We start from the raw sequence: 23,033 nt of genomic DNA, 5'->3' as shown, positions 1-23,033 counted from the left end.
ACCTGCCTGTGATGCAGGCCCCTCGGCGCGTGGCGCCATCACAGTAGTCTCCGTGCGTCATCTCGTGATCATCAGCACGCACTCCACAGATGATCGCTTTCTTGAGCATTCGTGTGACCAAGATCGACAGTCGTGATCAATTTCTTGATCTTTCGCCCGTGGCCAAACTATGATCGATATATGGATCATCGTCGGGCCGTCACCGCCGAGGACCTGGGGCGCGCGGTCCGATGGGCACGCCAGGAAAAGGGGATCGACCAGGCCGAGCTGGCGATGCGGTGCAACGTCAGCAGGATGACGATCTCACGGCTGGAACGAGGCGAGGCGGTCGCGGCGACGACCACCTTGAGGGCGTTGTCAGAATGCGGGTTCGAGCTCGCCGTCGTGCCGAAGTTCAGCCGGATCGACGTCTCCTGATGCCCAAGAAGGGAGCCCCCCTGGACGTCTGGCTCTACGGCGTCCGCACCGCGAGGCTCACCGAGACGTCAGCCTTCCGCTACCGGCTCGCCTTTACCGAGGAGGCGCTCGACACCTTCGGCCAGGACGCGCGAGTGCTCTCGCTGTCCCTGCCGATCAGCAGCGAGCCGGTGGAAGATGCAGGGGCCGGCAAGTGGCCGGTTCACGCCTTCCTCGAAGGTCTGCTGCCCGAGGGCAACCTGCTACGCCAGGTGGCCAGTACGGCACGTGTACCCGTCACCGACAAGATGAGCCTCCTGAGCCAGGTTGGCGCCGACTGCGCCGGCGCAGTCCAGATCCTGCCGATCGGCAAAGCTCCGGGCGACGGCCACGTGCGCCCCTTGACGAAGGAAGAGGTGGACCGTCTCGTCGCCGATCTGCCCACCTATCACCTTCCCGACGGTGCGTATCCGCAGGCGTCGCTCGCCGGGATCCAGGACAAGGTGCTGCTGCGGCGGCTTGAGGACGGTTCGTGGGGCTGGCCGGAGAACGGTGCTGCATCCAGCCACATCGTGAAGCCGGAGCCCACCGGCTACGTGCTGCCCCACCTGCTGCAGGCTGAGGACTGGGCGCTCCACGTCGCTACGGAGGCTGGCCTCCGCGCTGCCGAGTCACGTGTCGAGGTCTTCGGTGGCCGAAAGGCGCTTGTCGTCAGTCGCTACGACAGGCGTCCGGATGGCAGCAGGCTGCACCAGGAGGACTTCTGTCAGGCTCTTGGCTTGGCGGTCGACGCCAAGTACGAGAGCACTGTCGAGGACCGGAGGCGGCAGTCGCGGCTCAGCCGCCTCGTCGCCGTGGCCGCCCCACGGGCCGCCGACCCGAACGCCTTCCGCTCAGCCCTGCTCTCCCAGGTCACCTATAACGTCGTCATCGGTAATGGTGACGCCCACTCGAAGAACTACTCGGTGCTCATCGGCGAGCGCGGCCAGATCGAGCTCGCTCCGCTGTACGACGCCGCGCCCGTCATGCACCTAAATCCGGCCTTCGCCAGTACGGGGCACGTCATCAACGGGCGCACCAATATTGGCGAGGTATCAGTCGACGACCTCGCGGACGAGGCAACCCGGTGGGGAATGTCGCCGCGTCGCGCCAAGGAGACGGTTCGCACTGCTATGGAACGCACCTGGCAGGCGGTGCAGGACACCCCCGGCCCGGAAGGGGCCGACGACGTCCGGGTCCGGCTGGCTGAGCTGTGGAAGCGACGCTCGTGGTCGGTGGGCTAGGCCTCAGATGCCGACGTCCTCCAACATCTCGGTCACCAGCGCGGCGATCGGCGAGCGCTCCGAGCGGTGCAGCGTGACGTGGGCGAACAGCGGGTGGCCCTTGAGCTTTTCGACGACCGCAACCACGCCGTCGTGCCGGCCGACCCGCAGGTTGTCGCGCTGCGCGACGTCGTGGGTGAGCACGACCCGGGACTCCTGGCCGATCCGGCTGAGCACGGTCAGCAGCACGTTGCGCTCTAACGACTGCGCCTCGTCGACGATCACGAAGGCGTCGTGCAGCGAACGGCCGCGGATGTGGGTCAGCGGCAGCACTTCGAGCAGACCGCGCGCCATCACCTCCTCGATCACGACCTTGGAGGTGACGGCTCCGAGGGTGTCGAAGACCGCCTGGGCCCACGGGGCCATCTTTTCGCCCTCGCTGCCGGGCAGGTAGCCGAGCTCCTGGCCGCCGACGGCGTAGAGCGGACGGAAGACGACGACCTTCGCGTGCTGTCGCCGTTCGAGCACGGCTTCCAGCCCGGCACAGAGGGCGAGCGCGGACTTGCCGGTCCCGGCGCGGCCGCCGAGGGAGACGATGCCGACGCTCGCGTCGAGCAGCAGGTCCAGCGCCACCCGCTGCTCCGCCGAACGCCCGTGCAGACCGAAGGCGTCGCGGTCCTTGATCAGCCGCAGCTCCTTACCTGGGGTCACCCGGCTCAGGGCCGAGCCACTGTTCGACAGCAGCACGACCCCGGTGTGGCACGGCAGGTTGCGCGCCTCCTCCAGGTCGAGGGTGCCGTTGGTGTAGAGCTCGTCGACCTGGCTGGACTCCACCTCGAGCTCAGCCATGCCGGTCCACTCGGTGGAGACCGCGAGCTCGGCACGGTACTCCTCGGCCGCCAGCCCGACCGCCGACGCCTTGACCCGCATCGGCAGGTCCTTCGACACCAGGGTCACCGCACGGCCCTCGGCGGCGAAGTTCAGCGCCACGGCCAAGATCCGCGAGTCGTTGTCGCCGAGCCGGAAGCCCGCCGGCAGCACCTCGGGGTCGGTGTGGTTGAGCTCCACGTGCAGCGTGCCGCCGATGTCGTTGACCGGGATCGGGGCGTCCAGCCGGCCGTACGCGATCCTGAGCTCGTCGAGGTGCCGCAACGCCGTCCGGGCAAAGAAGCCGAGCTCAGCGTGGTGTCGCTTGCCCTCCAGCTCACTGATGACCACGATCGGCAGGATCACGTCGTGCTCGGCGAACCGGCGCAGCGCGTGCGGGTCGCTCAGCAGGACGGAGGTGTCGATGACGTACGTGCGGCGTTCGGACACGAGGTCTGCCCTTCTTGGGGGCCGTACGCATCTGCGCCCGGCCCCACGGTTAGGTGGTGGGCCGGATTCGACGCCGAGCCGCGAGCGGCTCGAGGATGGTGACCGTCAGCTGACGGTGCATGCATCGCCTCCTGGACGAGCCGGAGAACGGCTCGGTGTCGTTGACGCTACGGTGCGCTGAAGGGCCGTCCCAGGTGCCACGCCGTTTCTTCATCCGATCGTCACGCCGCCGTCCCCGGGCCGCCGCCTCGTCCCAGCATCCCGACGACGCGACGCCTCAGCCGTGGAACACCTCGTCGAGGTGCCACTCGAGGAACTCCGTGTTGGGCCGTTCCACCGGCTTTGTCGGCACCGCGATCGGCTCCCCTTCGCGGAGGTAGAACTCGTCGCCGTTGCCGAAGTCCTGCCGCAGTCGGCTGCTGACCTGGAGCCCGTGGGTGCTGGGGTGCACGCCGAGATAGCCGCGGTCGAACATGATGTGCACGTCGGCACGCAGCAACAGCCCGTTGTCCACCCGGTGCTGTCCGGCCTGCGCGACCGGTCTGATGTGCGCCGCCTGCAACGCCGGGCGGATCTTCGCTCCGGTGATCGCGCACCGACCTCCGTACGCGGACTCGATCACCGCGGCGAACGACCGTTGGCCGAGCCGCGGGGTGTACAGCCGCGGGCTGCCGAACATGGCCCGCTCGTCGACGTAGGCGAGGTCCATCGGGGTGAGGCCTGACGGTGAGACGTCGAGCAGCCGCCTGAAGGCCTCTTCGACGGTGGAGTCGGGTTGCCGACCGATCTCGAAGCTCTTGCCCCGAACCAGGTTGCCCGCGAACTCCGCTGAAGTCGGGCGGAGGTCGGCAAGCTCGAAGAACGCGGTGTCCCGCAGCATCGCGCAGCCGATCACCGGGTTCTCGTACGGGTCGAGCGCACGCCGGCGGTACTGGCCGATGGCGGCCCTCATCTCCTCGAGCGAGGCCACACCGTTGGCCTCGCCGAACCGCTCCCACGCCGTCTCCAGCGGCAGCTGGCGGTAGTCGCTCAGGAACCCGCCCCCCACCAACCGGTTGTGCGGCCGGTGAGTCTTGAACAGGAACGATTCCCCGGGCGCCACGGCGCCGAACACGGCGGGGCCACCGCCGGGCATCCAGAAGTTGGCCTCGGTGAGGTAGGGCCGAGCAGCCAGGAACTGGTACCACCGCTGGTCGGTGACGGCGACGTAGGTCTTCACGACGCGAGCCGGCTGCTCACTCGTCCGGCACAGGGTCGAACTCGACGACCACTCCGTGGGGCTGGGCCAGATCGATGATCAGGCGCCCGTCGAGCTCGCGACACAGGGCCACCAGCGTCGTCAAGCGTGGGTTGAGCGGGCGTTGGTGTGCCCGGTCCGACAGGCCCGCCTCGATGTTCTGCAGGGCCACCCGGCTGATCCCCACAGCCATCGCCAGCTCGTCCTGGGCCCGGCCCAGCTGCTCACGGCGGTCCTTGAAGGTGCGGCCCAACGCGACCGCGTCCACCGGCGAGACGACCGGCTTCGGAGACACGAGTTAACCGTGCGGCGCGCAGACCGCCGCGTCTGCAATGTATACATTGCTTTATGGCCCCCCCGACCGAGACGCTGCTCAGCGCCGTGTCGGTCGGACCCATCCTGAACGGCCCCTATGACAGTCCTGGACGTCACTTCGAGATGGGGGCGCACGGCCCGACCGGGGTGGTCAAGGTGGGCCGCCGTCCCAGCGAGTCCTTCATCCCGATCGCCGCGACGCGCAAGGGCCACAGCCTCGCCGACGGCTCAGCGCAGGACAGCCTCGACCTCGACCACACCGGCGAACGTCGCGAGGCCAACGGACTCATCAACGAGCTCCGCCGGGAGGTCGCCCAGTGGCGCCACCGCGGCTACGACCATGTCACCCCGACCACCCGCAACCTGCTCCTCTACTGGGCCGACCCCGAGCGGGACAACCGGGTGCTGTTCTGCCAGCGCGAAGCCGCTGAGACGGCGATCTTCCTGACCGAGGTCGCCGGCCGGCACGGGTATGCGGACTGGCGTCGACGGGTCGCTGACGCCAACGCCGAGCACAACGCCGACCTGCCGCGGATGGCGCTGAAGATGGCCACGGGCGCCGGCAAGACCGTGGTGATGGCCATGCTGATCGCCTGGCACACCTGCAACAAGGTCACGTCCCCCCGGGACGCGCGCTTTGCCAGACGCTTCCTGCTCATCACCCCCGGCATCACCATCCGCGACCGGCTCCAGGTGCTGCGGCCCGGTGAGCCCGGCAACTACTACGACGAGCGCGACCTCGTACCGGCCGAGCTCAAGGGTGCCCTCAAGCAGGCCCAGCTGGTGATCACGAACTACCACGCGTTCCTGCTCCGCGACGCCAAGGAGATCAAGGGCGTCTCGACCAACACGCGCAAGATCCTGCTCGCCGGCAAGAGCACCGACCCCTTCCGCGAGACCCCGGACGCCATGGTGTCGCGGGTGCTGCGGGCCTTCAGCTCGAGCTCGGAACAGATCGTGGTCTTCAACGACGAGGCCCACCACTGCTACCAGGACAAGCCGATCGACACGGTGTCCAAGCTGTCCAAGGAGCAGCAGGACGCCAACGCCGACGCCCGGGTGTGGTTCAAGGGTCTGCAGGCCGTCCAACGCAAGATCGGCGTCAAAGCGGTCTTCGACCTGTCGGCGACGCCGTTCTACCTCAGCGGATCCGGCTACCACGAGGGCTACATCTTTCCCTGGGTGGTCAGCGACTTCTCGCTGATGGACGCCATCGAGTCCGGCATCGTCAAGATCCCGCGGACGCCCGTCTTCGACGACGCGGCCGGCGACCTCGTCACCTACCTCCGGCTCTGGGACCACATCGGCGACCAGCTGCCCAAGAAGCGGACCCCGACCACGACGGGTCCGGGCGGCTGGGTGCCTCCCAAGGAGCTCGAGGGGGCGCTGCTCAGCCTCTACCGCAGCTACCTCACGTCCTACGCCCACTGGGCGAAGGTGCTCGCCCCGCACGGTGAGCCGCCGCCGGTCTTCATCGTCGTCTGCCCCAACACCGTGGTGTCCAAGCTGGTCTACGACTGGATCGCCGGCGGACCGAGCGAGTCCGGCGCCCAACGCATCGGCGAGCTGGAGCTGTTCAGCAACGTCGAGGACGGGCGGGCGTTGGCCCGGCCGCGCTCGATCCTGGTCGACTCGGCCCAGCTCGAGTCCGGCTTGGGCATGAAGGACGACTTCAAGGCGGTCGCGGCGGCCGAGATCGCGACCTTCAAGGCGCATCTGCGCGTTCGGAACCCGGGCGTCAACACCGACGAGGTGAGTGACGAGGACCTGCTGCGCGAGGTCCTGAACACGGTGGGCAAGCTAGGCAAGCTCGGCGAAGGCGTGCGCTGCGTGGTGAGTGTCGCCATGCTGACCGAGGGCTGGGACGCCAACACGGTCAGCCACATCCTGGGCATTCGTGCCTTCGGCAGCCAGCTGCTGTGCGAACAGGTGGTCGGACGCGGGCTGCGGCGGCGCTCGTACGCCATCGACCCCGAGACCGGCCTCTTCGACGCCGAGTACGCCAACGTCTACGGCATCCCGTTCGCGTTCATCCCGAGCGACCGGGAGACCGTTGAGGTCCTACCCCGCCCGCCGGCGCTGGTCGTGGAGTCGGTTCCTGAGCGGGAACACCTCCGGATTGCGTTTCCTCAGCTCGAGGGCTACCGCGTCGAGCTGCCCGATGAGCCGCTGATCTTCGACTCCGCCGAGCTGCCCCGGTTCGAGATCGGTCCGAGCACGGTGCCCACGGTCACCGAGGTCGAGGGCATCGTCGGTCAGGGCGAGACCGTCAGCACCGCCGATCCCGGGTCTTTCCGCCCGCAGCAGGTCGCCTACGACCTCGCCCGGCGGCTGTTGCTTACACGGTTTACCGTCCTGGGCGAAGCGCCCCGGCCGTGGCTCTTCCCGCAGCTGGTGACCATCTGCGCGAGCTGGCTGCGCGACTGCGTCGACGTCGCGGACGGGTTCGTCGTCGGGCACCTGATGACCTCCGCCGAGCGTCGGGCCGAGGCCGTCGAGCAGATTGACCACGCGATCGCCGTCTCCGTCGGTGACCGCCGTGAACGACTCCGGCCCCTGCTGCGGCGCTCGGAGCCCGTCGGGTCGACGGCCGACGTCTCGTTCGTCACCCGCAAGCCCGCGATCGAGACCGAGCGCTCCGAGATCAGCCACGTCGTGCTGGACGGGGTCGGGGGCAACACCTGGGAACAGATCCTGGCGCTGGAGTGCGAGCTGGCCGGCTCGCGGGTGGCCGCGTACGCCAAGAACGACCACCTCGGCTTCGTGATCCCCTACGTCCACCAGGGGCGCAGCCACTCCTACCTGCCCGACTTCCTGCTCCGGCTCGACCGCGCGCCGGGTGAGAACTTTGACCGGACGTTGATCGTCGAGGTGTCCGGGGGGCAGAAGAGTCCCGGTCCTACGGCGGCGAAGGCGGCAACGGCCCGCGACCAGTGGTGCGCCGCGGTGAACAACCACGGCAGCTTCGGACGCTGGGGCTACGTCGAGATCACCTCGATGGTCGACGTCCGCTCGCGGCTGAAGGCAGCCGTGGACGCGCTCTACGCGGACGAGCCGATCATCGGCGACCCGGACGTCCTCGACTTTGCGGACCTGCGTCGTGCCGCCTCGTAGCCGCAAGCCCGCCGGCCCCACTCCGGTCGAGGCCATCAAGCACACCGACAAGCGGGTCAACCTGCCCACCGCCGACGCGGTCGAGGACTTTGGCACCGAGGAGCTTGAGAGCGTCCAGCAGGTCCGCTATCCCCGCGACCCGACCCTGGACCCGCAGCTCGTGTGGCGCGGCAAGGACACCGAGTCGGCTGATCTGGTGGCCGATGCTGCCCCGATCTATATCCAGGAGAAGATCGACCCGCGGGTGCTGGTCGAGAACCTGCGACGGACCTCCAAGGGCACCGAACCCGAGCCCGAGGCCACGCTGTTCGAGAGCTTCGACGGCCTGGACGAGCTCGACATCGTTGACTTCTACGCTCACCAGGCCAACTGGTCGAACCGGATGATTCTGGGCGACTCTCTGCAGGTGATGGCGTCGCTCGCCGAACGTGAGTCGCTACGCGGCCAGGTGCAGATGATCTACATCGACCCGCCGTACGGCATCAAGTTCGGGTCGAACTGGCAGGCGTCTGCACGCAACAAGGACGTACCCGACGGCGATTTGCTGTCAATCGCCAGGGAAGCGGAGCAGATAAAGGCTTTTCGCGACACGTGGGAACTAGGAATACACTCCTATCTTGCCTACTTGCGAGATCGGATACTCGCGTCGCGGGACTTGCTGACTTCAACTGGTTCGATATTCGTCCAGATTGGCGCCGAAAATGTGCACCTAGTGCGGTCCGTTATGGACGAGGTCTTCGGCAGAGAAAACTTCGTGAGCCAGATCTGCGTTCGAAAGACTGCAACCCCTAGCCAGAGCCTTGATGACTCTCTATTTTTCATCATTTGGTACTCCCGGTCGCGTGAAAACCTTAAGTATAGGCAACTTTGGCAGCGTCGAGACGCGCGGGTGTGGATGCGTGATACGCCGGGCGGTTCGTGGGGAATCGAGGACGAAGTCGGCGTTCGTCGGAACACTTCCCCGACCGAGAAGCGCGACCCTTTTACACTTTCCACGTCGGCTCGGATCTACGCTCTTTCTAAGCTGACTTCGGCAGGTGCAAGTGGGCAGCCGCAGCAATTCAGGTGGCGGAACCAAAATTACTTCCCAGGCCCATCATCACACTGGAAGACGAACATCGCTGGCCTGGCCAAGTTGAGCTGGGCGAATCGGCTGGAGTCTCGTGGGGGTCCGCCATGGTTCGTCCGATTCCACGACGACAACCCGTTGACCCCCATCACAAACCTGTTCAGCGATACCGCCGGGAAGTCGGCAGAGAACATTTACGTGGTACAGACTCAGCCCGATGTGATCGAGCGGTGCATGCTCATGTCTACCGACCCAGGCGACCTCGTCCTCGACCCGACCTGCGGCTCCGGCACCACCGCCTACGTCGCCGAGCAGTGGGGCCGCCGCTGGATCACCATCGACACCTCCCGAGTGGCTCTTGCCCTTGCTCGGCAACGGGTGATGGGCGCCCGCTTCCCCTACTACCTCAAGGCAGACTCGGTCGAGGGCCGGGCCAAGGAGCAGGAGGTCAGCCAGAAGCTGCTGCCGCCGGCCGAGGTGACCAACGACATTCGGCACGGCTTCGTCTACGAGCGCGTGCAGCACATCACCCTCAAGTCGATCGCGAACAACCCCGACATCCACGAGGGCATGAGCCGCGAGGACATCGACAAGGCGATCAAGAAGCACGCCGAGTTCGAGGTGCTCTACGACAAGCCGTACGGGGACAAGAACAAGGTCCGCGTCGCCGGCCCGTTCACCGTCGAGAGCCTCAGCCCCCACCGCAGCCTCGCCTTTGCCGGCACGACGGACGAAGGCAGCCGCGAGAGCATCAGCGAACAGTCCGCCGCGGGGGACGCCGAGGCACCCTCGTTCGAGCAGTCCATCCTCGACAATCTCGCCAAGGCGGGCATCCAGAACGGCCGTCGAGACGAGCGCATCACCTTCGCGACGACCGAGTCCTACGCCGGCGCTTACCTGCAGGCGATCGGCGTTCAGGATGACGAGTCGGGCTCCCGGATCGGCATCGCCATCGGTCCGCAGTACGGCACGGTCAGCCCCGGCTTCATCAAGAACGCGGCCCGCGAGGCGATCCGAGCGGGCGACGTCGACCTGGTCGTGGTCCTCGGGTTCGCCTTCGACGCCCAGGCCACCGATGTCACCGAATCCGACGGCGTGACGGTCGAGACCAGCGTGGAGGGGTTCGCCAATGTCGCGGGCGAACGCCGGGTCGGCCGGATCCCCGTGCTGCTCGTCCGGATGAACGTGGACCTGCTGATGGGCGAAGACCTCAAGAAGACCGGCGCGGGCAACCTGTTCACGGTGTTCGGGGAACCCGACATTGAGATCCGCACGCTCGACAGCGGCGAACTCGTCGTGGACCTGAAGGGCGTCGACGTCTTCGACCCCACGACAGGTGAAGTCCGCAGCCGGACCACCGACCGGATCGCCCTGTGGATGATCGACACGAACTACAACCAGGAGTCGTTCTTCGTCCGCCACTGCTACTTCACCGGCGGCAACGACCCGTACAAGCGCCTCAAGGTCGCGCTCAAAGCCGATATCGATGCTGATGCCTGGGCCAGCCTGTACCGTACCGAGTCCCGACCCTTCGAGCGTCCGGAAACAGGTCAGATCGCCGTAAAAGTGATCAACGACTACGGCGACGAAGTCATGAAGGTCTTCACTGTCTAGTCCAGCGCAGGCGGTGACACCAAACGGTAGAGTCACCATCATCGGAGAGGATTCCTGTGTCACGGAGGGCCAAGAAGAAAGCAGAGTACGCGAGTGCTCTTGACTTGCTAGACCAGTTCTACGCAGCGGGAAACTACACCCGTGGACACTATGATCTGAGGCGAGCGGCGCTACTGAAAGAGGCGAGCGGTCCATCGGGAGTACAAATCGTTTTCCGCGTATTGCTGTTCTTGCTTCTTGCCTATCTCGCCATAGTGTTCTTGTCGGCCGTTATTGCGTCTCTCGATTGAGGCAGTCGCCGGAGCTCGAGGAGGTCAGCTCTGTGATCGCGCACCTCGCTCAGGCCGCACGCAGGACCGTTAGATGCCCGCCCCTGCAGACCGACTTCGTTCGACGACGGCCATGCACACCACTTAGCTGAGCAGTTGGTCCACGTCGACCAGGAGCCGACCGGCGCCGAAGTCCACCTCGACCGGTCCATTGGCGGCCACCGACTGCGCGAGCCGGTAGGTCGTCCCCGCCCGCTCGAACACATCCACGACGCGGCGATCAAGGTCGATAGTCCAGTAGTGATCGACCCCTTGGGCCGCGTACTTGGTGGCATTCACTACCAGATCGGCCGACCGGTTGGTCGAGAGCACCTCGACGCACAGGACGGGCGTGCCGGTGAGGCGAATGGAGTCAGCGGCCTCGGCGTACACCATGACGTCCGGGATGAACTCATTCTGACCGGCACGCCACGACCATCCGGCGGCGGCCTCGAAGCCTCCGGCGGCCGCAGCATCGAGCGCGTTTGCCAACCGGCTGCACACCCGCTGGTGAAGGCGGGTCGGGCTGGGCGACATCACCAGCGCTCCGTCGATGTACTCACCGCGCGTCTCGTCGGGCAGAGCCTCGTACGCGGACCACGACATCGGCGTCCGTTCGAGGGCACGTGATAAATCCATGACCGCGATCCTTTCCTGGCCTTCTCTGCGTAGTCTCCCGTGCCTTGACTTAGCGAATCAGGCGTACCTGGACGGGTAGGTCAAGCTCGGCCCATAGCCGGTCGGCCGTCAACACATCGGGCGGCGCCGAGCGGACCGCAAGAGCCAGGCAGCACCGGTCACCCAGCGAAAGTGCATGGCCTCCCTGTACCTCGCGCAGAGCCCCGGCCAACAGTGCGTCCTCAGCCGTCAGCGGCACGACGCCAACGCCGGCGGCCACGAGGAGGTCGAACGCCTCACGGCCGTCGAGACCGGCGTCGATTATCTTGCCGACCACCTCGGCGATATTGACGGTCGACATCGTGGCCCCGTCGAGACTCGAGGCAACCAGGTCGGCGCCGGGCTCGTCCTGGATCAAGGCAAGCACAGCGGAGGCGTCGAGGACGGTCATTCGGACGCGGCCGCATCCCGCCGTTCGGCCAGTAGCTCATCGACGAGGGACCGTCCGCCGGCCACCCGAGCACCGAAGCTGCGCAGCTCACGCACGGCGTCATCCGGCTTCTGCATGACCAAAGTCGTGCCGTCGACCCGGACGCTGAGACGCGCACCCGGCACGAGGCCTAATTCGGCGCGGGCGGCAGCCGGCAGCACAACGCGACCCTGGGCTCCGACGGTCACCGTGATAACCATCCTCCGAGTCTGGCACATTTCGAAAAACATGCCATCGTTAGGGCATGGCTCCAGTCGTGGATGCTGCGGTCGTCCCCAGGCGCAACCCCTTCGGGGCCTTCGACAAGCTCAGGGCGCGTGTGCGGCTGAGTCCCCCCGTCGGCCACCCCACACCACCGGTGCCCCTGTGCTCACGGCATGATCGGGTCAGTCCGCGGCTGGCGGCGCGAGCACGGTGATCACGCTGGAGTCGTCGGAGGCGGCGAGGCCTTGGGCCTGGCCCAGCAGGTAGAGCTGTTCGGCCGCGGCGGCGACCGGGGTCGGCAGGCCGGCCCGGCGGGCGGCGGTCGTGACGATGCCCATGTCCTTGACGAAGATGTCGAGCCGGCTGCGTACCTCGGCGCCGCCTTCGTCGCCGGCCTGCAGCATCCGCGGGCCGCGGTCGCCCAGCATGAACGAGGCGGCGGCGCCGGCCTGCAGGGTCTCCAGGGCCAGGGCCTGGTCGAGCCCCAGCGAGCCGGCCAGCGCCAGCGCCTCCGCGGCGGCGGCGATGTGCACTCCGCAGAGCAGCTGGTTGACCGTCTTCATCGCCTGCCCGTCGCCGGCCCGTTGGCCCACCCACGTCAGGGTGGACGCCATCGTCTCCAGCAGCGGCTGCACCCGGGCGTAGGCCTCCGGCTCGGCGCCGACGGTGATCAGCAGGTCGCCGTTGCCGGCGCGGATCGGACCGCCGGACACCGGGGCGTCGACCAGCAGCAGCCCTTCGGCGGCGAGCCGTTCGGCGGTCTCCCGGACGGCCTCGATGCCCACGGTGGAGGTGAGCAGCACCACCGAGCCGCGTTCCAGCACCCCGGTCACGCCGTCCTCGCCCCAGAGCGCGGACTGCAGCTGAGCCGCGTTCCGGACGGCGAGCAGGACGACGTCGGCGCCGGTGGCGGCCTCGCGCGCACTCGTACAGACGGCCGCCAGCCCCTCGGCCGCCTCGCGTCGCTCGGGGGTGGGGTCAAAGCCCCGGACGGTGCAGCTGTCCGAGAGGGCGCGGGCCATGGGCAGCCCCATGGCGCCCAGGCCGAGGACGGCGACGGTGGTGGTCATGAGCGGAGCCTCTCGGGAGTGAGGAGTGATTCCGGGACGAACGAGCGAGATGTGCCGGAGCTCAGGACCGCGGAGCGCGGAGCGCGGAGCGCGACCGTCCAACACAGTCATGACGAGCTCCTCACGTCAGGGGGTGGGGTCGGCGGCAGACAGCAGGTCGACGACGTCGGCCAGGCTCTCCGGTCCCCCGACGTTGCCGGCGAAGACGACGTACGGGATGCCGCGGGCCGGGCCGCCGGCCGGCTCCCACAGCGAGACGATCCCGGGCAGCATCGGCCCACGCACCATGGCGCGGGTGATGCCGAGGCCGCGAGCGGCGACGTCGGAGGAGGTGATGCCGCCCTTGGCGACCACGAAGCGCGGCGGCCGTACGGCCAGGACCTGCTGGACGACCTCGATCAGCGCGGTGGAGACACGGCGGGCGATGGCGAGCGACTCGTCCTTGCCGGCGCCGTCGACCCGCAACCGGCTGGTGCTGACCACGACGTCCTCCTCCGCCAGGGCCGCGGCCGCCCGGGCGGCCACCCCGTTCACGTACGCGTCAGCGCCCTCGTCGAGCACCGCCGCCACGTCGAGCTCGATCCGGAGCGGGTTCCGCCGGGAGACCAGAGCCTCGAGCTGGCTCGTGGTCAGGGCGACGTGCGACCCCACCACGACGAGGCCGCCGCGTGCGTCCTCGGCCAGCCCGCCCTGGCGGATGGCGGCCAGGTCGTCGGGCCGCAGCGGCGGGTGCGGCGCCTGGCCGACCAGAGCCCGCGGGAAGGGCGGGCCGGCCCGGACGACGAACACCGAACCGGCGTCCTCGGCGTCCAGCACCGCCTCGGCCAGCAGCCTCAGGTCGTTCTCGGTCACGATGTCGACCACCACGGGCTGCCCGTCATGCAGGTCGCCCAGGATCCGGGCCACCTCGGCCCGGGCCGTCCGCAGCACGGTCAGGTCGATCGCGGCCACCTTCGCAGCCGGGATGCGGCCCTCAGACTTTTCCGCGACCCAGTCGCGCAGGTCCGAGGACGCGTAGCCGAAGGTGGCGTCCCGGGCGAACTCGCTCTCGCCGACCGGGATGAACCCCCCGCCCGGCGCGCCGGTGTAGTGCACACCGTCGACGGTCACCCGGCCGGCGTCGCCGAAGGCCGGCACCAGCAGCACACCGTCCACGGGGCGACCGGTCACCGCGGCGATCTCGCGGGCCAGCACGTCGGTCTCCAACGGAAAGTGGCCGCGCAAGGTGGAGTCCGAGCGCGAGACGAAGCAGAGCTCGATCCCCCGCTCGGCGGCCGCCGCCAGGGCGTTGCGGGCCACCTCGACGTTACGCTGCTCGGCCTCGGCCGGGTCGAGACTGCGGGTGTTCGTCATCACGTAGACCGCCGGCCGATGCTGGTCCAGCGCCCAGCCCAGCGACTCAAGCGTCCAGTCCATCAGCACCGGCAGGTCAGCCACCGACTGCGTGCCCGTCGGGTCGTCGTCGAGCACGAGCAGCACCCGACCGGACGCGGCCACCCGGTCGGCCAGCGCGGCCACGTCGACGTCGAGGCCCTCCGGTCGCCCGGCGAGCAGCTCGTCCAGGGACGGCATCAGTGCGGCACGACGACGCGCTGGACACCATCGATCTGGCCCGCCTCCACGTTGTTGGCCTTACGGAACAGCCCGGTCAGCGCGAACAGGACAGCACCGACGACCGCGCCCACGGCCAAGGAGTACAGCCCGGCGTTCGGACCGACGTTCTCGACGAAGTAGTCCCGCATGTTCGGCGCCAGGAAGCCGCCGAGGTTGCCGAGCGAGTTGATCAGCCCGATGCCCGCTGCGGCGGCGTAACCGGTCATGTACTCCGTCGGCAGGGTCCAGAAGATCGGCTGCATGGCCACGAAGCCGATCGCGGCGAGGGACAGCCCGGCGATGGCGAGCACCGGCGTGCCACTCAGCGCCCCCGAGGCAGTGATGCCGATGGCCGTCACCAGAAGCAGCGAGCTACCGATCAGCCGGTGCTTACGGGTCCGGTCGGCGAGGCCCGGGAAGAAGGCCACCGAGGCGAGACCGAACACCCACGGGATGGCGGTGACCAGGGACGCGGTGAAACCGAGCTTTTGCCCGGTGATCGCCACCACCTGGGTGGGCAGGAAGAAGGTGACGCCGTAGACCGCGATCTGGATGCAGAAGTAGATGGCAGCGAAGTACCAGACCCGCCAGCTCGCCAGCGCGGCCCAGACGTGCCCCGGCCCGCTGCCCTCGGTCTTGGCCTGGTCCTCGCCCTCGATGGTCTCCATCAACGCCGTGCGCTCGTCGGGCTCGAGCCAGGTGGCGTCCTTCGGGCGGTCAGTCAGGTAGAAGTAGGACCAGACGCCGACGGCGATCGCGATGATGCCCTCGACGGCGAACATCCATTGGTAGCCACGAAAGCCGCCGATACCGTCCAGCTCGAGCAGCCCGCCGGACAGCGGGTTGCCGAGGATCCCGGCCAGCGCGATGCCCATGTAGAAGTAGCCGCGCGCCCGGCTCAGGTGACGCGCCGGCACCCAGTAGGTGAGGAACATGATCACCCCGGGAAAGAAGCCGGCCTCGGTCACGCCCAGCAGGAAGCGCAGCACGTAGAAGCTGGTCGGACCCTGGACGAAGACGAAGCAGGCCGCCACGATCCCCCAAGTCACCATGATCCGGGCGAGCCACCAACGCGCCCCCACCTTGTGCAGCAGGATGTTGCTCGGCACCTCGAAGACCGCGTAACCGACGAAGAACAGCCCGGCGCCGAAGGCGTACGCGGCGGCACTGATCCCGAAGTCGGCCTGGAACTCCTTCTGGGCAAAGGAGACGTTGCTGCGGTCGAGGAAGGCGATCACGTACATCAGCAGCAGGAACGGCACCAGCCGCCGGAACACCTTCTTGGTGGCCTGCTCGCTCAGCTCGAGCCGTCGGCTCGCGCTCACCTGTGCTGACATCGTCGTCTCCTTGGGCGTTGTGGGTGGAGGGTGGGGCGCTCAGTGCATGTGCTTGCCGCCGTCGACCTGGATGGTGGCCCCGTTGATGTAGCCACCACCCTCCGACAGCAGGAAGGCGATGGTGGCGGCGATCTCGGCGGGCTGGCCGACGCGGCCGAGCGGGATGCCCGCCGACATCGACTCCTTGCGCTCATCAGTCAGCTTGCCGCCCATGATCTCGGTGTCGACCGGTCCCGGGGCGAGGACGTTGACGGTGATGCCGTGCGGACCGAGCTCGCGGGCGCCACCGTGGGCCATGCCGATCACCGCGGCCTTGGCCGTCGCGTACACCCCCTTGGAGAAGGTGCCGCCGCCGTCGAAGGCGGTGATGGAGGACGTGTTGACGATCCGCCCGACGCCGGCCGGGATCATCCGCTCCGCCGCGGCCCGCAGCATCAGGAACGAGCCGGTGACGTTGACCGCCATCACCCGCTCGAACTGGGCCACGTCGCACTCGTGCAGCGCCACCGGGCTCGCGATGCCGGCCAGGTTGACCAGACCGACCACCGGTGGCAGCTCGGCGTCGATCCGGGCGAACGCAGCGGCGACCGACGCCTCGTCGGTGATGTCGGTAGCCACGCTGATCACGCCGGTGTGTCCGGCCTCGTGCAGCTCGGCCTCGACCTTGGCCAGCCCCTCGGCGTTGACGTCGATCAGGGCCACGTGCCATCCCTGCTCGGCCAGCACACGCGCGGTGACGCGGCCGATGCCGGCTGGCCCGCCGGCTCCGGTGACCACCGCAGTGCGGTCGGACGGGAAGGTGGAGCTGGTCATTCGTTCCTCCGGGAATCAACGGTGGGTGTGTGCCGTACGTCAGTCGAACAGGGTCTTTCGGTGGAGCAGCGTCTGTCAGTCGAGCAGGGTGGCGAGGATGCCCCGGACGTACTCGCGGTTACGGGCGATCACGCCGAGCCCGTCGCTGCCGTAGTGCTCGCAGAGGAAGGCGCCCGTGAAGCCGAGCTCCAGCGCCCGGGTGATCGCCGCCCGGTAGTTGATCAAGCCCATGTCCATGGGCACAGGAAAGGTGGTGACGACACCGCTGGCCGGGTCTTCGTCGCGCAGGTAGTTCTTCACGTGCCAGTAGTTGGAGAGCGGCAGCAGCTTCTCGAACTGCGGCGGTACGGGCTCGATCGGGCGGTGCAGCCGGATGAAGTTACCGAGGTCCGGGTTCAACCCGCAGGCCGGGTGGTCGACCTCAGCCAGGAAGGCGATGGCCGAGTCGCAGGTGCCGATGTAGGTGTCCTCGTACATCTCGAGGGTGATCTGCTGGCCGTTGGTGGCGGCGTGCTCGGCCAGCTCACGGATCCGGCTCGCTGCGACGGCCCGGACCTCGGGGGACTCGTCGTCGTGCCAGCCGTCCTCGAGCCAGAACCACAGCGCCTTCGTCTGGGCGGGCGTGAAGGCCTGGAAGAAGCCGTAGCTGACCACCGGGACGCCGAGCTCGGCGGCGACGTCGAGCAGCCGGTGGCTGTAGTCGAGGTACTCCGCGCCGCGCTCGGGGTCCATCACGCTGCGCCGCGAGGTGGAGATGGCCGGGATGGTCAGCCCAGCCTCGCCCAGCACCTCGCGGAACTCGGCCAGCCGCTGCGGGGACAGGTCTGCGACGCGGACCCAGGTGTCGGTGACGTCGATCTCGGTGAATCCCAGCCTCGACACCAGGCGCAGCTGCTTCGCCCATTCAGAGGCCGGCGCGTCCTGGATGGGACCGCCGCGGGAGTCGGTACTGCCGAGGGCGAGCGCGGCTGCCGCGATCGGCCACGTCTCGGCGGTCCAGGGGGCACTCGTGGTCGTCATCGTTCAATCACTCCTTCGTGGCGGCGGGCGCCGGTCCGAGTTCGCGGAGCAGCTGCCCCAGTCGGGCGTACGCCCGGTTGCGGTAGGCGACGAGCGGGGCGGCGTCGCCGGCGGGGATGACGAAGCCGCCGTCCTGCTTGACGCCGTAGTGGCCGCCGTCGACCAGCTCGGTGAGCACCGCCGGCGGCGCGAGCCGCTCACCGTAGTGCTCGGCCAGGGTGCGGAAGCCAGCGGCGTAGACGTCGAGGCCAGCCATGTCGGCGATGGCGAACGGGCCGAAGAACGGCAGCCGGTAGCCGAAGGTGGTGCGGACGATGATGTCGACGTCCTCAGCCGTCGCCACGCCCTCCTCGACCAGCGTCGCCGCCTCCTTCAGCAGCACGTACTGCAGCCGGTTGAGGACGAAGCCGGCCTTGTCGTTCACCCGGGCGCTGAGCTTGCCGGTCCGCGCCACCAGCTCCTCGGCGGCGACCACGCTCGCCTCGTCGGTGCCCGCGTGGGCGATCAGCTCCACCCCGGGGATGAAGGGCGCCGGGTTGGAGAAGTGGACGCCGAGAAACCGCTCGGGGTGCTTCAGCTGCTCGGCCAGCCCGGCGATGGGCAGCGTCGAGGTGTTGCTCCCGATCACCGCGTCCGGACGCGCCGCCGCCTCGATGGCGAGCAGCACCGGACCCTTGACCTCGGGCACCTCGAGCACGGCCTCCTCGACGAAGTCCGCCTCGGCGACGGCCTCCTCGAGGCTCGCCGCCGCGGACAGGTTGGACTCGACGAGCGCGGCGGAGCCGGGGTCGAACAACCCCTGCTCCTCGAACTCCGACGCCTCGCGCCGCAGCCGCTCGAGGTGGCGCTGAGTGGTCTGGGCGTCCGCGTCGGCGATCGTCACCCGCAGTCCGGCCATGGCGAGCACCTGCGCGATACCGCCACCCATGTAACCGGCACCGACGACCGCGACCTGCGCGATGACCATCTGACTCCCCAGGGCCTGGAGCGGCTCCCTCGCCTGCTCTCGCCCGACACGCTACCGCGGGGGTTCAGCCGCTGATCCAGCGCCTTGACATCGGAGCTCCATACTCGGTATACATCTTCCTATACCGCGTATACAGGAGGCCACGATGACTATCCGGCAGAGCATTCTCGCGCTGCTGAGCGAGCAGCCGATGTACGGCGCCCAGCTCAAGGCCGAGTTCGAGACCCGTACCGGATCGACGTGGCCGCTGAACGTCGGGCAGGTGTACACCACGGTCGCCCGGCTCGAGCGGGACGGACTGGTGCGCTCGGCCGGAGAGGCGGTCGAGGAGCAGCGGATCGTCTACGCGCTGACCGATGCTGGCCGCCACGCCGCCTCACGCTGGTGGGCCGACCCGGTCGACCGCGACAGCGCCCCCCGGTCCGAGCTGGCAATCAAGCTGGCCCTGGCCGTCACCGTCCCCGGGGTGGACGTCACCTCCGTCGTGCAGGTGCAGCGTCGGGCCACCATGCGCCAGCTGCAGGACCTGACCCGGCTGAAGCGCCAGCAGCACCCCGACGACCCCGCCGGCCTGGCGTGGTCGCTGGTGCTCGAGAGCCTGGTCTTCGCGGCCGAGGCCGAGGTCCGCTGGCTCGACCACGTGGAGTCCAGCCTGGTCCGCCGCAGCCATCCCCGGGCCGAGCCGGCACAGGACGTCCCGGCCGGCGCCACGACCGAGCTACAGGGCCAGCGATGAGCAGCCCGTACCTGGTCCTGGGGCGGGTCAGCCGGATGCACGGCAGTGGCGACCTGACCGTGCACGCGCTGCGCCGGGTCAGCCTGACCGTTGCCCCCGGCGAGCTCGTCGCCGTGATGGGTCCCTCGGGTTCTGGCAAGTCCACGCTGCTGAACCTCGCCGGCGCCCTCGACCTGCCGACGTCCGGCCGGGTCCTGATCGACGGGGTCGACGTGACCACGGCCAGCCCGTCGGCGCTGGCCCGGATCCGGCGGACCCGGCTCGGCTTCGTCTTCCAGGACTTCAACCTGGTCAGCTCGCTGACGGCCGCCGAGAACGTGTTCCTACCGCTGGAGCTGGACGGCGTCTCGCCCCGGTCGGGCCGGGCTCAGGCTGAGCAGGCGCTCGAGTCCGTCGGGCTCGGCGGTCTCGGGGACCGTTTCCCTGATGAGCTCTCCGGCGGCCAACGGCAGCGGGTGGCGATCGCCCGCGCACTGATCGGTGACCGCCGACTGGTCCTCGCCGACGAGCCGACCGGCTCACTCGACAGCCAGACCGGCGAGAGCGTGCTGACGGTGCTGCGCGACCGCTGCGACGCCGGAGCGGCTGCCCTGCTGGTGACCCACGACGCCCGGCACGCGGCCTGGGCCGACCGCATCGTGTTCCTCCGGGACGGCGCGCTCGTCGACAGCGCATCCGCCGACGAACCGACCCCGGAGATGTTCGGGGCTTCGCGGTGACCGACGTCCAGGTCCGTCGACCCCGACCGGCCACCCCGGCGCCGGCCCGGCACGCGGCCGACGAGCGCGCCCTACGCCGCCAGCGCTGGCGGGGCAGCTGGCGAGCCGCCATCCGGCTCGCATACCGCGATTCTCTGCGGCACAAGGGATCCAGCCTGTTGATCATGGTCATGGTCGGCTTCCCGGTGTTGGTGATCAGCGCGGGCGCGGCGTACCTCGGCACCGCGGACGTCACCCCGGCCGAAAGGGTGCCAGTCGCCCTCGGCACGGCGCAGGCCAAGATCCTCGACGAGGGCTCGGGTCCGGTACGCCAGAGCGGGGACGCCGAAGAGCAGCAGAGTGAGGACACGGCTTCGTTGCCGACCTTCCCGGGTCGCCAGTCAGGTGACCCCTGGACGGCCGCGCAGCTGGCGACCCTCACCGGCGGTGTCGTCTCACCGGTGGGCTATCCCGAGCTGATCGCCGAGCAAGGTCCCGACCTGCTGCGGCTGAGCAGCCTGGCCGCCGACGACGCGGCCGGACTCGGCCTCGCCACGGTGGTGTCCGGGCGGCTGCCCGATGGGCCGACCGAGATCGCCGTCACCCCCGCCGGGATCGAGCGCGGACTGCCCGCTACGGGGACGGCGGTGCTACGCGGACCGGACGGGTCGCCCCGGACGGTCGCGGTCAGCGGTGTCGTGACCGCGACGGACTCCCGGTTCGTCCCGGTCGACGTGGTGGTCGACACGTCCTGGCTCCCCCCGGGGTCGTCCGAGCGGGACTTCCTCGTTCAGCGGGCCGCCCCGGTCAGCTGGGCCGACGTCCAGGCCTGGAACGCCCACGGTCTGCTCGTGCTCAGCCGACAGGTGCTCGCCGGTCCCGCCCCGGCCACCGGAGACCTGGGCGGCGACGACAACGCCGCCGGCAAGGCCGTCGTGGTGCTGGTGTGCCTCGGCCTGGTGCTCGAGACCACGCTGCTGGCTGGCCCGGCGTTCGCGGTGAGGGCCGCCCGACGCCGGCGGTCGCTGGCGCTGATCGGCAGCAACGGGGCCGAACAGGCGCAGCTCAGCCGCTACGTCGTGGCCCAGGGCCTCGTGCTCGGCGGGAGCGCCGCCGTGCTGGGGCTGCTGTTCGGCACCGGCCTGGGCTGGGCCGCCATCCGGCTGGCGGAGGCGTGGGGCGGCGGCATCGGCCGGCCACCGTTGGACAGCTATGCGCTGCTGACCGGCACGGTGGTGCTCGCCGCCGTCGCCGCCGCCCTGCTGGCCGCCGCGATCCCGGCGCGGGGTGCGGCCCGGCTGGCGCTGGCCGGCGTACTGACCGGACAGGAGCACCGCGTCCGTCCCACCGGCCGGGCTTCGGTGCTGGGCTTGGTCGTGGTCGCGCTCGGCGCGGTCCTGGTGCTGGGGGCGGCGCTCGGGCTGCGCTCCTCCGCCCAGCTCTACCTCGGCGGCGTCGGTGCGGCTCTGCTCGTGCTGGGCGCTCTGCCCTGCATCCCGCAGGTGCTGCGTGCCGTCAGCGCAGGGCTGCGGCACGGGCCGGTGCCGCTACGGATGGCCGCCCGGGACGCGGCCCGGTCGCACAGCCGAACCGGCTCGGCGGTCGCCGCGACGACGATGGCGGTGGCGCTGCTCCCCATCCTGGTCACCGCCAACACAAGCGACGACGCGCAGCAGCGCCGTGACTACACCCCCCGCACCGTGGCCGGGCACGGCATTATCCAGGACGACGGCGGGTACGACTTCGCGCCCGACCCCGAGCCGACGCTGCAGCAGATCCGTCGGCAGCACCCGAACTGGGAGCTCGAACCCCGCGGCCACCTCGGTTCGTCGGAGACGCGGGACGGTACGGGGACGGCCGACGTCGTCGCCGCCGTACCGCCCGGCTGCACCGCGACGCAGGCGATCGCCAACACCGACGACCTGGACACGTCCGGTGCCCCGGCCTGTGAGGGAAGGCTGGGCAGCAACAGCGGTCTGGCACCGCTGCTCACCGTGCCGCTGAGCGCCATCCAGCCCGACGTCGCCCTGACCGCCGACCAGCAGTCCGTCCTCACCCGGGGCGGCGTCCTGGTCACTGACCCGGGCGTGCTGCGCGGCAGCACCGTCCGGCTGGCGGTCGGCAGCTGGGCCCGACCGGACGGCGACGACCGTCGGGTGGTCCGACAGCTGACCCTGCCGGCGGGCCTGCTGGGCCAGGCTCAGGCCGACAGCGTGCAGCACTCCATTGGCGGCGCTTTCGGGGCCGGGATGCTGCTGCCGGCGACCGCTCAGCAGCTGGGGCTGCCGGTCCAGGTCGACCAGTGGGAGGTGGTCAACCCGGCCGGGCCGATCCCTCGTGCCGACGAGAAGGCGGTCAACGCGCGGGCTGACGTGACCATGGACGTCGAACGCGGGTACCAGTCGCCGACCGGCACCATCGTGCTGGTCCTGATCGCCGCAGCCGCCGCCCTGGTGGCCGTGGCCGCGCTGATCTCCACCGCGCTCGCCCAGGTCGAGGCGCAGGCCGACCTCGCCACCATGGCCGCGCTGGGGGCGACGAACGGCTTCCGCCGCCGGTTGGCCGCTGCCCAGGCGCTGCTGGTGGCCCTCACCGGCGCCGCCCTGGGGGTGGCGCTCGGGCTTGGCCCCGGGGTGACCTTCGCGGTGGCGCTGACCAGCGATACCGGCTACGCCAACGGCGCCCCACTCAGCACGCCCGACCCTGTCGTGATCGTCCCGTGGCTCGGACTGGCGGTCGTGGTGGTGACCGTGCCGCTGCTGTGTGCGCTGGTCGCCGCGCTCGCTGTCCGCGCCCGTCCGTCGATGACCCGTCGCGCCGGCTGAGCAGCCCCCGCGCCTTGAGGACAAGGCTGG

Annotated in this window: 19 protein-coding genes; 7 read left to right on the top strand and 12 right to left on the bottom strand. The window is 69.3% G+C overall.

Annotated features, from left to right (window positions below; genetic code table 11):
- Positions 1-180 precede the first annotated feature (180 nt).
- Positions 181-417 (top strand): multiprotein-bridging factor 1 family protein, encoded by a 237-nt coding sequence (locus ACFE76_RS03665; protein WP_375430384.1) that lies wholly within the window; start codon positions 181-183, stop codon positions 415-417.
- Positions 363-1,679 (top strand): type II toxin-antitoxin system HipA family toxin, encoded by a 1,317-nt coding sequence (locus ACFE76_RS03660; RefSeq protein ID WP_375430512.1) that lies wholly within the window; start codon positions 363-365, stop codon positions 1,677-1,679. The genes ACFE76_RS03665 and ACFE76_RS03660 overlap by 55 nt, the downstream gene beginning before the upstream one ends.
- Positions 1,680-1,682: 3 nt before the next feature.
- Here ACFE76_RS03660 and ACFE76_RS03655 read toward each other — a convergent pair whose 3' ends face one another.
- From ACFE76_RS03655 to ACFE76_RS03645, 3 genes are all read right to left on the bottom strand, one after another.
- Entirely contained in the window at positions 1,683-2,975 is a 1,293-nt protein-coding gene (locus tag ACFE76_RS03655; protein ID WP_375430383.1) for a PhoH family protein, read from the bottom strand.
- Positions 2,976-3,252: 277 nt separating this feature from the next.
- Positions 3,253-4,194, bottom strand: coding sequence for an HNH endonuclease (locus tag ACFE76_RS03650; RefSeq protein ID WP_375430382.1), 942 nt, complete (start codon positions 4,192-4,194; stop codon positions 3,253-3,255).
- Positions 4,195-4,210: 16 nt separating this feature from the next.
- Entirely contained in the window at positions 4,211-4,507 is a 297-nt protein-coding gene (locus ACFE76_RS03645) for a helix-turn-helix transcriptional regulator (RefSeq protein WP_375430381.1), read from the bottom strand.
- Between the two features lie 53 nt (positions 4,508-4,560).
- On the opposite strand from ACFE76_RS03645, the gene ACFE76_RS03640 reads away from it, so the two are divergent.
- Together ACFE76_RS03640 and ACFE76_RS03635 are read left to right on the top strand one after the other, a co-directional pair.
- Positions 4,561-7,641, top strand: coding sequence for a BPTD_3080 family restriction endonuclease (locus ACFE76_RS03640; RefSeq protein WP_375430380.1), 3,081 nt, complete (start codon positions 4,561-4,563; stop codon positions 7,639-7,641).
- Positions 7,628-10,324, top strand: coding sequence for a site-specific DNA-methyltransferase (locus ACFE76_RS03635; RefSeq protein ID WP_375430379.1), 2,697 nt, complete (start codon positions 7,628-7,630; stop codon positions 10,322-10,324). Before ACFE76_RS03640 ends, ACFE76_RS03635 begins: the two co-directional genes overlap by 14 nt.
- Positions 10,325-10,737: 413 nt before the next feature.
- On the opposite strand, the gene ACFE76_RS03630 is transcribed toward ACFE76_RS03635, so the two are convergent.
- The 9 genes from ACFE76_RS03630 to ACFE76_RS03590 all read right to left on the bottom strand — a co-directional run bounded on the left by ACFE76_RS03630 (position 10,738) and on the right by ACFE76_RS03590 (position 18,744).
- The gene (locus tag ACFE76_RS03630) at positions 10,738-11,238 is read right to left on the bottom strand and encodes a Uma2 family endonuclease (RefSeq protein WP_375430378.1); all 501 of its coding nucleotides are present in this window, start codon (positions 11,236-11,238) and stop codon (positions 10,738-10,740) included.
- A gap of 82 nt (positions 11,239-11,320) precedes the next feature.
- Complete coding sequence (locus tag ACFE76_RS03625) at positions 11,321-11,701, bottom strand: type II toxin-antitoxin system VapC family toxin (RefSeq protein WP_375430377.1); 381 nt, start codon at positions 11,699-11,701, stop codon at positions 11,321-11,323.
- The gene (locus ACFE76_RS03620) at positions 11,698-11,928 is read right to left on the bottom strand and encodes an AbrB/MazE/SpoVT family DNA-binding domain-containing protein (protein ID WP_375430376.1); all 231 of its coding nucleotides are present in this window, start codon (positions 11,926-11,928) and stop codon (positions 11,698-11,700) included. The genes ACFE76_RS03625 and ACFE76_RS03620 overlap by 4 nt, the downstream gene beginning before the upstream one ends.
- A 198-nt stretch (positions 11,929-12,126) precedes the next feature.
- Complete coding sequence (locus tag ACFE76_RS03615; protein WP_375430375.1) at positions 12,127-13,014, bottom strand: NAD(P)-dependent oxidoreductase; 888 nt, start codon at positions 13,012-13,014, stop codon at positions 12,127-12,129.
- Between the two features lie 126 nt (positions 13,015-13,140).
- A complete protein-coding gene (locus tag ACFE76_RS03610; protein ID WP_375430374.1) occupies positions 13,141-14,586 on the bottom strand; it encodes a four-carbon acid sugar kinase family protein in 1,446 nt (481 codons plus the stop codon).
- Positions 14,586-15,944 carry an MFS transporter gene (locus ACFE76_RS03605; protein WP_375430373.1) on the bottom strand — a complete coding sequence of 453 codons (1,359 nt, stop codon included), beginning with the start codon at positions 15,942-15,944 and terminating at the stop codon, positions 14,586-14,588. Before ACFE76_RS03605 ends, ACFE76_RS03610 begins: the two co-directional genes overlap by 1 nt.
- Positions 15,945-15,983: 39 nt before the next feature.
- On the bottom strand, positions 15,984-16,757 hold the full coding sequence (locus tag ACFE76_RS03600) for an SDR family NAD(P)-dependent oxidoreductase (protein WP_375430372.1): 774 nt from the start codon (positions 16,755-16,757) through the stop codon (positions 15,984-15,986).
- A gap of 75 nt (positions 16,758-16,832) precedes the next feature.
- Positions 16,833-17,777: a sugar phosphate isomerase/epimerase family protein gene (locus ACFE76_RS03595; protein ID WP_375430371.1), complete on the bottom strand. Its 945-nt coding sequence runs from the start codon at positions 17,775-17,777 to the stop codon at positions 16,833-16,835.
- Between the two features lie 7 nt (positions 17,778-17,784).
- Positions 17,785-18,744 carry a 3-hydroxyacyl-CoA dehydrogenase family protein gene (locus ACFE76_RS03590; RefSeq protein ID WP_375430370.1) on the bottom strand — a complete coding sequence of 320 codons (960 nt, stop codon included), beginning with the start codon at positions 18,742-18,744 and terminating at the stop codon, positions 17,785-17,787.
- Between the two features lie 145 nt (positions 18,745-18,889).
- Between ACFE76_RS03590 and ACFE76_RS03585 the strand changes: the two genes are divergently transcribed.
- The 3 genes from ACFE76_RS03585 to ACFE76_RS03575 are packed head-to-tail and all read left to right on the top strand — an operon-like array spanning position 18,890 to position 23,003.
- On the top strand, positions 18,890-19,480 hold the full coding sequence (locus ACFE76_RS03585) for a PadR family transcriptional regulator (RefSeq protein WP_375430369.1): 591 nt from the start codon (positions 18,890-18,892) through the stop codon (positions 19,478-19,480).
- Entirely contained in the window at positions 19,477-20,199 is a 723-nt protein-coding gene (locus ACFE76_RS03580) for an ABC transporter ATP-binding protein (protein WP_375430368.1), read from the top strand. The genes ACFE76_RS03585 and ACFE76_RS03580 overlap by 4 nt, the downstream gene beginning before the upstream one ends.
- Positions 20,196-23,003 carry an FtsX-like permease family protein gene (locus ACFE76_RS03575; protein ID WP_375430367.1) on the top strand — a complete coding sequence of 936 codons (2,808 nt, stop codon included), beginning with the start codon at positions 20,196-20,198 and terminating at the stop codon, positions 23,001-23,003. The genes ACFE76_RS03580 and ACFE76_RS03575 overlap by 4 nt, the downstream gene beginning before the upstream one ends.
- The last annotated feature ends 30 nt before the right edge of the window (positions 23,004-23,033 follow it).

Source organism: uncultured Friedmanniella sp. (assembly GCF_964244005.1).
In the GTDB taxonomy this organism is placed as follows: Bacteria; Actinomycetota; Actinomycetes; order Propionibacteriales; family Propionibacteriaceae; genus Microlunatus.
This window is presented reverse-complemented; position numbering and strand designations above follow the sequence as displayed.

What these genes read in the sequence shown, in the direction of transcription:
- ACFE76_RS03580 (WP_375430368.1), top strand. Translation starts at nt 19,477, where the DNA reads ATGAGCAGCCCGTACCTGGTCCTGGGGCGGGTCAGCCGGATGCACGGC.
- ACFE76_RS03630 (WP_375430378.1), bottom strand. Translation starts at nt 11,238, where the DNA reads ATGTCGTGGTCCGCGTACGAGGCTCTGCCCGACGAGACGCGCGGTGAG.
- ACFE76_RS03615 (WP_375430375.1), bottom strand. Translation starts at nt 13,014, where the DNA reads ATGACCACCACCGTCGCCGTCCTCGGCCTGGGCGCCATGGGGCTGCCC.
- ACFE76_RS03660 (WP_375430512.1), top strand. Translation starts at nt 363, where the DNA reads ATGCGGGTTCGAGCTCGCCGTCGTGCCGAAGTTCAGCCGGATCGACGT.
- ACFE76_RS03605 (WP_375430373.1), bottom strand. Translation starts at nt 15,944, where the DNA reads ATGTCAGCACAGGTGAGCGCGAGCCGACGGCTCGAGCTGAGCGAGCAG.
- ACFE76_RS03640 (WP_375430380.1), top strand. Translation starts at nt 4,561, where the DNA reads ATGGCCCCCCCGACCGAGACGCTGCTCAGCGCCGTGTCGGTCGGACCC.
- ACFE76_RS03585 (WP_375430369.1), top strand. Translation starts at nt 18,890, where the DNA reads ATGACTATCCGGCAGAGCATTCTCGCGCTGCTGAGCGAGCAGCCGATG.
- ACFE76_RS03665 (WP_375430384.1), top strand. Translation starts at nt 181, where the DNA reads ATGGATCATCGTCGGGCCGTCACCGCCGAGGACCTGGGGCGCGCGGTC.
- ACFE76_RS03590 (WP_375430370.1), bottom strand. Translation starts at nt 18,744, where the DNA reads ATGGTCATCGCGCAGGTCGCGGTCGTCGGTGCCGGTTACATGGGTGGC.
- ACFE76_RS03600 (WP_375430372.1), bottom strand. Translation starts at nt 16,757, where the DNA reads ATGACCAGCTCCACCTTCCCGTCCGACCGCACTGCGGTGGTCACCGGA.
- ACFE76_RS03610 (WP_375430374.1), bottom strand. Translation starts at nt 14,586, where the DNA reads ATGCCGTCCCTGGACGAGCTGCTCGCCGGGCGACCGGAGGGCCTCGAC.
- ACFE76_RS03625 (WP_375430377.1), bottom strand. Translation starts at nt 11,701, where the DNA reads ATGACCGTCCTCGACGCCTCCGCTGTGCTTGCCTTGATCCAGGACGAG.
- ACFE76_RS03595 (WP_375430371.1), bottom strand. Translation starts at nt 17,777, where the DNA reads ATGACGACCACGAGTGCCCCCTGGACCGCCGAGACGTGGCCGATCGCG.